The following is a 12,323-nucleotide window of genomic DNA, read 5'->3' as shown; positions in this document are numbered from 1 at the left end:
GTCAACCTTAGCAGGAAAATAGAAATGGGGCAGTCTATTCTTACCATGCTCTTTGCGCTCATCCTCGGCTACGCTGTTAACTCCAGCGTCAAAATAGTCAGCGGTGGCGACGAAGCTTTAGTGGAACGTTTGGGTCAATACAAGCGCACCCTAAAGCCAGGATTCCACTTTATCAGTCCCCTGGTCGAAAAAGTCGTCTGCGTGGACACAAGCCGTGAAAGAGTTTTAGACATTAAACCTCAGTCAGCAATCACGGGAGATAATGTGGCTCTAGAAGTCGATGCCGTTGTGTATTGGCGGGTTGTGAATTTACAGAAAGCTTATTATGGAATCGATCAAATTGAAAATGCGATCGCCAACTTAGTTTTAACGACGTTTCGCGCTGAAATTGGTCGATTGCCAATGCAAGACATCTTGGGTTCCCGAGATGACATGAATAAAAAGTTACTCAAGAAGTTGGACGAAGCTACTGAAACTTGGGGCGTCAAAGTAATTCGGGTGGAAATTCAAAGCATTACACCTCCGAAAAGGGTGCAAGAAGCTATGGAATTGGAGCGCGCCACTAAGAGCGAGTGGCAAGCAATGGTCAATAAGGCGATCGGCACTAAGGAGTACATGAGGCTCTTAGTTGAAGCTTTAGACTCTCATCCCAATAGCAAGCAAGTTTTGAATTACTTAGTAACCGAAAAATACTTAGAAGCTCAACAAAAATTGGGCGAAAGCGACAATGCCAAAATTCTGTTTATGGACCCGAAGAATATGTCAGAAGCTCTTAACAACTTGATGGATTCTATGCCTGATATCGACCCGCAGCCTCAGGGGGGAGAACTCCAACAAACCGACCAATCAACGACTCAAGACTGATTCCTGAAGATAGCGTCGGCAACCAGACAAACATCGTGCATTTCTCTGACATCGTGAACTCGCAAGATATCTGCTAAATTTGCGATCGCACCTGTGCAAGCCGCCGCTGTCCCCCAAACTCTTTGTTTGGCTTCTGGCTGATTCAAAATGTGACCGATGAAACTTTTTCGCGATACTCCGACTAAAATCGGACAGTTTAAAACACGCAACTTTGGCAACTCTCGCAGAATTTCTAAGTTTTGAGTGTAAGTCTTGGCAAAGCCAATACCGGGGTCGATAATTATTTGAGATTTGTCAATCCCCGCAGCAACTGCCGCCGCAATTCTACTCTCTAAAAATTCCCGAATTTCCCCAATCAAATCCCGATAATCTGTGAGTTGTTGCATCGTCTGGGGAGTACCCCGAATGTGCATCAAAATTATTGGCACTTTTAACTTAGCAACAGTTGACAGCATTTCCGAGTCAAAAGTGGCTCCCGAAATATCGTTAATTATATCAGCTCCCGCCTCAACCGCAGCTTTAGCAACCAGCCCTCTGGTAGTATCGACCGAAATAGGAACTGAGCCAAAAATTTCGGCTTTTTGCCGCAGTATTTGTACCAGAGGTATAACGCGATCTATCTCCTCTTCTAAAGATATTTCCGCTGCACCGGGCCGCGTAGATTGACCGCCAATATCAATAATATCAACTCCCGATTTTACCATGTTTTCCGCTTGCGCTAAAGCAGATTCTATGGTATAGAAATCTCCGCCGTCGCTAAAACTGTCAGGGGTAACATTCAAAACGCCCATTAAATAAGTGCGTTTTCCCCACTCGAAAACTTTATTTCTAATGGTAATTTTTTCTGGGTTATTTGTCATGGCGATCGTGGGATTTGATATCTGATCGAGACTTTCAAAGGTGCTACCCGCCACGTGATTTATCCGTGGAATCAATCCAAAATCGAAAATCGAAAATCCTCAAGAAAGAGAATTTATCTCGCGCAAGTCAATCCAAAATCTAAAATCTAAAATCTAAAATCTAAAATCGAATGACTGGACGCACGGGTAGCCAGAAACCGGGTTTTTTCACGACAATATTTCGTTGCCACCCACAGATTCTGTAAAAAACCCGGTTTCTTTGAGTCTTAATGCGTCCAGGACTGTTCAACCAAAACTTAACCAGCTAAAAACAGTGTCAACAGTCAATTCTAATTCAATTTTATCAATGATTGGCAACAGAGCTGCACCTTTATACAGTTCTACTTTTTGTCCTGAAAATACTGCCAAAATACTCTCTTCTTCTGGGTCTAATAACCACCCCAACTCAGTTCCGTGTCGCGAACAGTGAAGTAATTTACTCAGCACTTTTGTTTGACTTTGACTTGGGGAGAGAATTTCAATCGACCAGTCTGGATTAATTTCAAAGCGGTTAGCAATTCTACCAGAGGGCAAAAAAGGAATTCTTTCCCATCGGAATACTGCTACATCTGGCACGATTGATGCGCCACCAAATGTGCAGTATAACTCTGGAAAAGCACGGGCAATTTTCTGAGTTTTTGTTACTCGATCGATCGTCTTGCAGAGTTCACCTTGAAGGACGCTGTGTTCACCTTGTGGCATGGGCTTCTGAATGATTTCTCCGTCAAGAAATTCTGAGGCTGGTTCAGTTTCAGGAAGTTTCAGGAACTCTTCTAAGGTGGGTTTGGGTTTAACAATCGCAGTCATAGGTTAATTCTCCCGATCCGAGAAACACTGAACGGCACATCACAATTGTAGGCGATAGCTGTTTAATTCCCGCTGCTCTTGTTCCACTTACCTATTAGCAATTACCTATTAGCAATTACTATTACTGATAATTGACAATTCGACCAAAACTCGCAGCTTCCAAACTCGCACCGCCTACCAAAACCCCGTCAATCTCAGGCATCGCCATAACTTCATCAATATTCTCGGGTTTAACAGAGCCGCCGTACTGAATTGGCACGTCAGGATTAGTCAATTTACTGCGGATCAAACCAATAACTCGGTTAGCTTCCTTACTTTCGCAAGTATCGCCAGTGCCAATCGCCCAAATCGGTTCGTAAGCAATTACCAGCTTCTGCTGGTCAACACCAACCAAATCTTTTTCCAACTGAGAAAAAATGTGAGCTTCAGTTTCCCCTGCATCTCGCTGTCCCTTTGTTTCGCCGACGCACAGAATTGGAATTAAACCGTATTTCTGAGCAGTTGTCAGCCGCAAATTCACCGTTTCGTCAGTTTCCCCAAAATATTGGCGTCGCTCGCTGTGGCCGATAATCACGTAAAGGACACCAAGTTCACTCAGCATTGGCCCGGAAATTTCCCCAGTAAAAGCTCCCGACTCTTGCCAGTGAACATTCTGAGCACCGAGTCTGATCCGGCTGCCGTGCAAATTTTTCGACAGGACAGCCAAGGAAGTGAAGGGAACGCAAAGCACGACTTCCCGTTCCTCTGGGGTTTCCGTCAGGCAAGACATGAATCCTTGAAGAAACTCTAGGGATTCTGCCCTAGTTTTGTACATTTTCCAGTTGCCAGCTATAACTATTTTGCGCACTATTTCTTGAATTCCTTGTCCTTACAACGCAATTTATAGTCTAAAGCTTTAGCGTACACTTCGATCCTTCATTGCCCAAACTCGATGCGAGCTTGCTCAACTAAGTCAACTGTGACGACTTCGGTTTCGGCTTCGCGGGCCAACTGCTCGATGCGGACGCGAGCTTGTCCCCGGACAAAATAGGGAATATTTTTTAGCTTAGCCTTGGCTTCAGCCGTCCATTTTAAATCATCTGAGAATTCGGAATCTGGCATGGCGTATCGGTCGATCGACTGCAAGCGGGTAGTTCTTTACTTTGAAAAACATCTCTCCGATCGTTGAATCTACCATGTTAAGGAACGATCGGCGCGATCGACTTCCCGTTTGCAGCAGCCTGCGGCAAAGCCGATTTGCAGCTACGAGTTGCTCCGCGCGCACCCTAACACCCTAGTGAGTCGAATCGTGACTGATATCAAGTCCGGGTTATAAACCCCCTGGATGAAACCAGGCGGTTGAAACCGCTCCTACACACACTTTCGTCCCTCTTCGCCGACTCAAGAATAAAAGCGGGTATTAAAGCCGGACTTGGTATGAGCCCTCTTTTGTCACTTCGGCAACACTATAAAGCTAGGTCTATAACTACTCTCTTCCTTAAAAATAATCCGAAAATCATTCATATAATAGATGAATTTGCACCCTCCTCGTCGCTTACCAAAACTTTACAACACTTTTAACCAAAGTCTAATTTAACCATAACCAATTTTGGATTAAATAATCGGAATTGCTGGTTTACGGTATGCTTAAACTTTTTTATCAAATTAGAAAACTCACCCTCAATCAGGATTATAGCTATTGGAAATATTGAATTCCTACCTGCATTCAGCAAAGCCAGATTTACAGATACAATTGAGGATGACATTTTTTATTAGCCCGTGTACTGTTTAGATACCCAATCAGTGGCTTTTCCTGTTTTTGAGGTTTCCAGCTTCATCCGATCGCCCCTTCTGCTGCGATCGTTTGTCAAAGCTCGCTCGGCGTTGTAAAAAATGTTTGACGCACCCAAAAATAATTAGATCCTTACAAAAATTAGCGCGAGTTACCCGACTTTATATCTCCGAAAAAAAGCGATAAATTTTAAGTAGACTCTGTTTAAGCAGACTGTGGTTATTGGTTTACAAAAACCGACGCAGCGTCGGTTTTTGTTGCGAAAGCTCGGCTGATGTATCATTTCTGAGATATTTAGAAAATTTTGCTTTCCCATCCCAAGCTCAAAATATGCTAGGCTAGAATGTTTCCAGAGCTTAAGATACAACCATGACGTATGTATCAATCATTAGAAGAGTCAACCATTTTGACTACCCCATCTACGGAACCGTTCTCTCTAATTCTCATTGTGGATGACGATCCCTTGATTCGTTTGCAACTTCGACTTTATTTACAGAAGGAACAATACCGAGTGGCGGAAGCTAGTGATGGCTTGACAGGGCTAGCAGCTTATGAGGAAGTACATCCAGACCTGATCCTGCTAGATGCAGTGATGCCCACTATGGATGGTTTTGCTTGTTGTCAAAAGTTATCTGAAGTGCGTGAGAGCGATCGCCCACCTATTTTGATGATTACCAGCTTGGAAGACAAAGAATCTGTCGATCGAGCGTTTGCAGCGGGAGCGGCTGACTATATCACTAAGCCGATTCACTGGGCTGTTCTGGGACAGAGAGTGCGACGCTTGATTCAGCAATTCCACCTGCAACAGCAACAAACCATACTTTACAAGCAGCTAGAGGCCGCCAATCGACAATTAAAATACCTAGCGTCAATTGACGGTTTGACTCAGATTGCCAATCGCCGTCAGTTTGACCAACAGCTAGAGGAAGAGTGGCGACGCATGACCAGGCAGCAAGCTCCTTTGTCACTGATTTTGTGTGATATAGATTTTTTCAAGCCTTACAATGATACCTATGGACACCAAGCAGGGGATGTATGTTTGCAGCAAGTTGCCGCAGCTCTCAATCGCAGTATTAATCGAGCGGGAGATTTAGTAGCACGTTATGGAGGTGAAGAATTTGTAGTAATTTTATCCGACACAGAGCTTGAGGGAGCTATCCAAATCGTTAAGAAAATGCAGGCTGGCATCCAAGCTTTAGCAATAGTCCATAAGAGTTCTCCGCATCATTTCATTAGTCTCAGCTTCGGTATTACCAGTGTGATTCCTACCCCAGAGAGCTGCCCAGAAACTTTAATTACTGCGGCCGATGCAGCACTTTATCAAGCCAAAGACCAAGGTCGCAATACTTTTTGTACCAAAATTCATACATTTAATGAATTTTACCGTTAAATAAGAAGAATAACAACTAGGCAGATCGTGATTGGGAATGATTCCTTATTAAAAGTTGAGCGAGAGATCGAGTCGTGCATGAGTAAGCCTTGATTGCTGCTTGAAAGCATAAATAATCGGTTGTACGAGCTTTATGGAAACTGTCAGGTAGAGAAGAAGAGCGTCTCTACAACGCTTTTTTTATCGGAATCAGGTCGTATTCAGCAACTAGCGATTATATAAGTTTATGGGAGGGGCTAGCTCAGTGCGTAATAAAAGATGGTTTGGTGCGATCGCCCTTCTCACTGGTGCGGGTTTTCTGGGTAACTATTTCAGTTGGCCTCTTTTCTTTGGGGTTGATTTCCTCTTTGGCAGTATTGCAATACTGATTATTACTTACTATTTCGGCTGGGGCTGGGGAGGTTTGACCAGTCTAATAGCAGGCAGCTATACTTATGTCCTTTGGAATCATCCATACGCCACAATTATTTTGGTAATTGAGGCTCTGTTTGTAGGGTTTCTTTGCAAGCGCAAACATCCCAACCTCCTTTTATTTGATGGGCTTTACTGGTTCTTAATTGGAATGCCTCTCGTTTGGCTTTTCTACGGTCAAATGCTGCATATGGATGCGGCTCAAGTCCTCCTAGTTACGTGCAAACAAGCAGTAAACGGCATTTTTAATGCCTTAGTTGCCAGCTCGATCGTTGTTTATGCACCCGTTGATAAACCGGTCGAGCGTTCAAAGAAGATCCATGCCCTCTCATTAAAACAAACTATTTTTCATCTGTTAGTTGCTTTTGTCTTTATTCCAGGACTGCTCCTATTAGTTATTGATGGTAGATACTGGGTCGCTCAAATTCAGACGAATGTGCAAACAGAGTTACAAACAAACGGGAAAATTCTCAGTAGCGATGTATCTAGATGGCATCAGCGCCATCTATTAGCTTTGAATACATTAGCTGAAAAATTACTCATACCTGAATCCACTACTGCTGCCGATCGAGCAATTGAATCATCCGATCGACTGCAACAAGACATTAGCCTGATCGAGCAGTGGTTTCCAGATTTCGACAACATTTATGTGGCCGATTCATCTGGAACAGTTTTAGCTGCCTCTTCTCCTTTAAATCAAACCCGTCGGCAGTTGATTGAACAAAGCACCGAACATAAATCTCTAATTACCCTGGCTCGAGAGCGGTTGAGACCTTGGATGACTCCTATCCACACAGATTTATTAATGGACGAACCTCATGTAGGATTGAATGTACCCTTGCAAGTTCAGGGTAATTTCCTTGGTCTGATCCGCGGTTCATTACCATTGAGCAAGCTCCAAGCTCTATACATTTTCCAGCAAAACAATCAGCAACTACGCATTATATTGCTCGATCCAAACAACCGAGTCATTGCCAGTAATCAATCCGACCAAAAGCTTTTGAACTCTGTTCAGGAGTCAAAAGATGGCAGCACTCGCACCTTAGAGGGAACCTTGCAGCAGTGGGTTCCTAGCAAGGGCAACTATCCGATGATCCGTTGGAAAAACTCTCTATATATACAGGAATTTACGATTAACCCTGAGCTGAACTGGAGATTACGCTTAGAAATTCCAGCAGAGTCCTATGTAGAAAATTTACAAAGTCGCTACAGGATAGATCTGATTATTCTTCTCGTCATCACAATGTTGGCATTTTTGTTGGCAACGGTGGTGAGCGAACGACTGGTAAAGCCGTTATCTTTTTTAGCTCTTGCGACTACTGACTTACCCAACAAGCTTTCAGAAAAAACATTTGAATGGAAACATAGTTCGGTTACTGAAATCAATGAGCTTGCTAGCAATTTTCAATTGATGGCGATCGCGCTAAATCAAAAATTTAGGGAGATTAAACACGCTAACGGTACATTAGAACAGCGGGTTCAAGAACGAACGCAAAGATTATCCAAAATCAATCGCTCTCTGAAAGCTGAAATTAAGAGACGTAAACAAGCCGAAGCTGAACTAAGAACAAGAGAGGCGGCGATACGAGCTTTATATGAAGTCACTGCTACCCAAAATCTCAATTTTGAGCAGCGCATCCAAGCTTTGATTGACATGGGATGTCAGATCTTTGGGGTTGAATTTGGCATCTTGGCTCGTGTGCAAGATAACCGTTATGAGGTGATGGTTGCACGATCGCCCGATGGAGTCCTGAAACCAGGTGATGTCTTTGATATTAAGCAAACTTTGTGCTGTGAAGTTTTAGACACCGATGAACCGCTAACCATCCAACATACAGGCACCTCAAAATGGCGTTACCATCCTGCCTATCTTGCCTTTGGCATGGAAGCTTATATTGGAACACGAGTTTTAGTTGCAGGCAAAGTCTACAGTAGCCTCAGCTTTTCTAGTCAATCTCCCCGTGCAGATAGCTTTAAATCTGCCCATGTGGAATTGCTGAAGCTGATGGCTCAGTGGATTGATAGTGAAATTGAACGGCATCAGGCAGAAGTCGCTCTGCAAGCCAGTGAAGAGCGATGGCAACTCGCCCTACGCGGTAGTAATGATGGGGTATGGGATTGGAACATTCATACCAATGAAGTATTCTTGTCGGCTCGCTGGAAAGAGATGTTGGGCTATCAGGATCGTGAAATCCCCAATCACTTAGAGGAATGGAGTAAACGAGTTCATCCCGACGATATCGGATGGGTGATGCAAGCGATTCAAGATCACTTTCAGCGTAAAACTCCCTTTTATATTACAGAACATCGAGTGCTTTGCAAGGATGGGAGCTACAAATGGATTTTGGCTCGAGGGCAAGCGCTTTCGGATGCAGCGGGCAGAGTTGTCCGCATGACTGGTTCTCACAGCGATATTACCAACCGCAAAAACTTAGAGCAGGAAATTCAAGCCAGAGAGCAATTATTGAATGCTTTCTTTAAAGGAGCTTCCCTAGCAGGGGTAGGGCTGTGTATCCACGATCGGCAGTTTCGATTTTTACAAATAAATGAGGCACTAGCTGAAATTAACGGTCAGTCCGTGGAGGCTCACTTAGGCAAGACAACCGATGATATTTTGGGGGAATTTGCTCCTGGTGTAAATGCACTGTTACAACAGGTTTTAACTACAGGACAACCTTCCATCAGCTTGGAAATAAGCTCAGAAGTACCCAGTCAAACCGGTGCCAAGCGCTACTGGCTAACTTCTCATTTCCCCATTTTCAAGGATGCAGAGCAGCCTGTAGCAGTGGGTTGCATTCTGATTGAAATTAGCGATCGCAAACGAGCCGAAGCGGAACTGCAACAAATGAGTGCGGCGCTAGAAAATGCCGTGGCAGGCATTTCTCGGCTAAACTCTCAAGGACGCTATATCTTCGTTAACGGCACTTATGCTGCCACCAGTGGCTATCAGCCGGAGGAAATGCTAGGGATTGAGTGGCAAAAAACTGTTCATCCTGAAGATGTTGGAAGAATGGTGGCTGCTTATCAGCAGATGTTGAGAGATGGCAGAGTCGAGGTTGAGGCTAGGGGAATGCGAAAAAATGGCTCCAGCTTCTATAAACAACTGGTGATGGTCTCTGCTTATGACGAGCAAAATGTCTTTGTGGGGCATCACTGCTTCATGAAGGATATTACCGATCGCAAGCAGGCAGAACAAGCGCTACAGCGACAGTTGCAAAAAGCCCTACTGCTGAAGCAAATTACCCAAGAAATTCGTCAAAGCCTCAATGCTCAGCAGATATTTGAAACTGCTGCTCTTCAAATTGGGCAAGCTTTTGGGGTCAGTCGCTGCTTAATTAGCACGTACCAGGACAATCCACTGCCTCAGTTTCCTGTCGTTGCAGAGTATCTAGCAGTGGGATATGCACCCAGCGGGGAGCATGACATTCTGGCGGTCAGTCCTGCATATACAAAACAGTTGATGGCTGGGGATGAAGCCATCGCCTCCCCGGATGTCTATTGCGAATCATTGCTCACCTGTGCTCATTCAATTTTTACCAGTCTCAAATTGAGATCGACATTAGCAGTGCGAACTTCTTACCAAGGAGAACCGAATGGTGCCATTTGTCTGTACCAGTGCGATCGCTACCGTCATTGGACTGCCGATCAAATCGAGTTGCTAGAATCAGTCGCAGCTCAAGTAGGAATTGCCCTAGCTCAAGCCAAATTATTAGAGCAAGAAACTCGACAGCGAGAAGAATTAACTCTGAAAAACTTTGCCCTGGAGCAAACTAGACGGGAAGCTGAAGCTGCCAGCCGAGCTAAAAGTGAGTTTCTGGCGATGATGAGCCATGAAATTCGCACTCCCATGAATGCGGTTATCGGTATGACCGGACTGCTGCTCGATACAGAACTCAAGGCTCAACAGCGAGACTTTATCGAGACGATTCGCAATAGTGGGGATACCCTCCTAAGTATCATCAACGACATCCTTGACTTCTCCAAAATTGAGTCGGGCAAGCTAGAGCTAGAAATGTATCCCTTGAACTTGAGAGATTGCATAGAAGGTGCGATCGACCAACTTGCAGTTAAAGCAGATGAGAAGGGGATTGAGCTAGGCTACCTGATCCTCCCTCAGACTCCTAATTTCATTTTGGGTGATGTCACCCGTCTCCGTCAGATTCTAGTTAACTTGCTCAACAATGCGATTAAGTTTACCGAAACTGGGGAAGTTACCATTTCGGTGCAAGCCTCTGCTGTTGATTCTGACGAAGCGGTTTCTGAGTCAGAAAGCTTGTATGAAATCCAGTTTGCCATTCAAGACACAGGCATTGGCATTCCAGCCAACCGCCTCGATCGACTGTTCAAGTCTTTTAGCCAAGTAGATGCTTCGACGACTCGGCAGTATGGAGGGACTGGTTTAGGTTTGGCAATTAGTAAGCGACTTAGTGAAACGATGAACGGCATGATGTGGGTTGAGAGTTCCGGCCACGTGGGAGGAACCCCTTCACCAAAATGGCAAGCCGTTAAGCCTCATCGAGTCACAATGGGTTCCACCTTCTATTTCACGATTGTGGCCTCCTCTGTTGCTACTGAGTTAGCCGAACCGATTGAAATGCTACCAGAACTATCTGGCAAGCATTTATTAATCGTGGATGACCTGCCCACTAACCGACAAATTCTGACGTTGCAAGCCCAGACTTGGGGGATGCAGATTCGCGCTGCCCAATCGGCGGTGGAAGCGCTCAACTGGCTTGAGAATGGAGAAACGTTTGATGTCGCTATTTTAGATATGCAAATGCCACAAATGGACGGCCTGACACTCGCCTCAGCCATCCACCAGCATCCTAAGTGCCACCGTTTACCCCTGGTGATGCTGACTTCAATGGGCAAACCAGAAGTGAGTTCTTCAGCACTTTCCAGCCACTTTGCGGCTTGTTTAAGCAAACCCATAAAACAATCCCAACTTTATGAAGTCCTGACCCAGGTGCTGCAAGCTCAACCGACAAAAGTTCAACAGCGGCCCCCTAGCTCTGTTCAGGATGATATTAAACTCGCCCAGAGACTTCCACTGCGAATTCTGTTAGCAGAGGATCATCTGGTGAACCAGAAGGTGGCACTGCTGCTGTTAGAGCGTTTGGGATACCGGGCCGATATTGCTGCCAATGGATTAGAAGTCTTGGAAGCCCTGCACCGCCAGCCTTATGATGTAGTGCTGATGGATGTACAAATGCCAGAGATGGACGGATTAGAAGCCAGCCGTCGTATTAGTGACGAGTGGCCTGCTGATGCTCGTCCTTGGATTATTGCCATGACGGCGAATGCCATGCAGGGCGATCGCCAGCTTTGTCTTGATGCTGGCATGAATGACTATATCAGTAAACCGATTCGAGTAGAGGCTCTGATCCAAGCGCTGAGTCAGTGTCAACCCAACCAGGAACAGCAGCAGGTCCAAAAGGAGGAATCAGATAGCCACCAGCCAGAAATTGATGTACCAGCGGTTAACCTCACAGAACTGCAAGCCTTCTGCAGCAGCATCGACGATCGAGATTCAACCAAGATTTTGAGCTTGCTGGCGAACTGCTACTTTGAGGAAGCCGTAAAGTTGCTGCAAGCTATGAAATTAGCGATCGTCCAAGCGGATACTCAAGCCCTAAACCGAGCTGCTCATACCCTCAAAGGCAGTAGCGCGAACCTAAGCGCGCCCCATCTGGCCCAGCTTTGTGGCACGTTAGAAGTGATGAGTACCTCTGGTGAACTCGATCGAGCCTCACCCCTATTGGCTCAAATCGAGGCTGAGTACGATCGTGTCAAGAATACTCTCCAACAAGAACTACAAAAGATTAGGGGTTAGAGCCTCCTCCTGCGCTTGACGGCTTTAGTTTTCTTTGTTATGAAGCCATGAAAACTTTTTAAAAGTTGCAAATTTTTATCTCAATAAGCTGTTGCGGCATTTAAATTGTCAGTAAACAAAAATAAAAGTCTTGTGGGGTGGGCGTCCCGCCCGCCCTGAATATACAATTTAAATGCGCGACAGCTTAGTATGGTATATTAGTGCAATAAAAGATTGGGTTTTGCTTCACCTAAAAAAAGGTTCAACTTCGTATGACTCTCCTTTAATGAAGCGGCGTTGCTGAACTAGGGTATGATGAAGTTGTCCTCCGAGCGTCAAAAATCACACACATTTAAAAGCAATATTATG

The 12,323-nt window shown here is 45.0% G+C and carries 7 protein-coding genes; 3 read left to right on the top strand and 4 right to left on the bottom strand.

Annotated features, from left to right (window positions below; genetic code table 11):
* The first annotated feature begins 24 nt into the window (after positions 1 to 24).
* Positions 25 to 864, top strand: a complete 840-nt coding sequence (locus tag QUA99_RS21580; protein WP_333240740.1) for a stomatin-like protein — start codon at positions 25 to 27, stop codon at positions 862 to 864.
* Here QUA99_RS21580 and folP read toward each other — a convergent pair.
* The 4 genes from folP to QUA99_RS21560 form a co-directional block, all read right to left on the bottom strand.
* Positions 855 to 1,724, bottom strand: a complete 870-nt coding sequence (gene folP / locus QUA99_RS21575; RefSeq protein ID WP_333240759.1) for a dihydropteroate synthase — start codon at positions 1,722 to 1,724, stop codon at positions 855 to 857. The two genes, QUA99_RS21580 and folP, sit on opposite strands and share 10 nt — an antisense overlap.
* A gap of 285 nt (positions 1,725 to 2,009) precedes the next feature.
* On the bottom strand, positions 2,010 to 2,570 hold the full coding sequence (locus QUA99_RS21570; RefSeq protein ID WP_333240743.1) for a Uma2 family endonuclease: 561 nt from the start codon (positions 2,568 to 2,570) through the stop codon (positions 2,010 to 2,012).
* 121 nt (positions 2,571 to 2,691) lie between these two features.
* Positions 2,692 to 3,417 carry a triose-phosphate isomerase gene (gene tpiA, locus QUA99_RS21565; RefSeq protein WP_333343528.1) on the bottom strand — a complete coding sequence of 242 codons (726 nt, stop codon included), beginning with the start codon at positions 3,415 to 3,417 and terminating at the stop codon, positions 2,692 to 2,694.
* 68 nt (positions 3,418 to 3,485) lie between these two features.
* Positions 3,486 to 3,671, bottom strand: coding sequence for a PCP reductase family protein (locus QUA99_RS21560; protein ID WP_333240751.1), 186 nt, complete (start codon positions 3,669 to 3,671; stop codon positions 3,486 to 3,488).
* A gap of 1,076 nt (positions 3,672 to 4,747) precedes the next feature.
* Here QUA99_RS21560 and QUA99_RS21555 point away from each other — a divergent pair.
* Together QUA99_RS21555 and QUA99_RS21550 are read left to right on the top strand one after the other, a co-directional pair.
* Positions 4,748 to 5,731 (top strand): PleD family two-component system response regulator, encoded by a 984-nt coding sequence (locus QUA99_RS21555; RefSeq protein WP_333343526.1) that lies wholly within the window; start codon positions 4,748 to 4,750, stop codon positions 5,729 to 5,731.
* Positions 5,732 to 5,957: 226 nt separating this feature from the next.
* Positions 5,958 to 11,975 (top strand): response regulator, encoded by a 6,018-nt coding sequence (locus QUA99_RS21550; RefSeq protein WP_445251034.1) that lies wholly within the window; start codon positions 5,958 to 5,960, stop codon positions 11,973 to 11,975.
* Positions 11,976 to 12,323 lie beyond the last annotated feature (348 nt).

The organism is Microcoleus sp. F10-B2, assembly GCF_036704965.1.
Taxonomy (GTDB): Bacteria; Cyanobacteriota; Cyanobacteriia; order Cyanobacteriales; family Microcoleaceae; genus Microcoleus.
The sequence above is the reverse complement of the archived record's forward strand: the minus strand, read 5'-3'. Positions and strand labels throughout refer to the sequence as shown.

Excerpts from the sequence above, each read along its gene's own strand:
- folP (WP_333240759.1), bottom strand. The coding sequence starts at position 1,724 with ATGACAAATAACCCAGAAAAAATTACCATTAGAAATAAAGTTTTCGAG.
- QUA99_RS21550 (WP_445251034.1), top strand. The coding sequence starts at position 5,958 with ATGGGAGGGGCTAGCTCAGTGCGTAATAAAAGATGGTTTGGTGCGATC.
- QUA99_RS21570 (WP_333240743.1), bottom strand. The coding sequence starts at position 2,570 with ATGACTGCGATTGTTAAACCCAAACCCACCTTAGAAGAGTTCCTGAAA.
- QUA99_RS21580 (WP_333240740.1), top strand. The coding sequence starts at position 25 with ATGGGGCAGTCTATTCTTACCATGCTCTTTGCGCTCATCCTCGGCTAC.
- QUA99_RS21560 (WP_333240751.1), bottom strand. The coding sequence starts at position 3,671 with ATGCCAGATTCCGAATTCTCAGATGATTTAAAATGGACGGCTGAAGCC.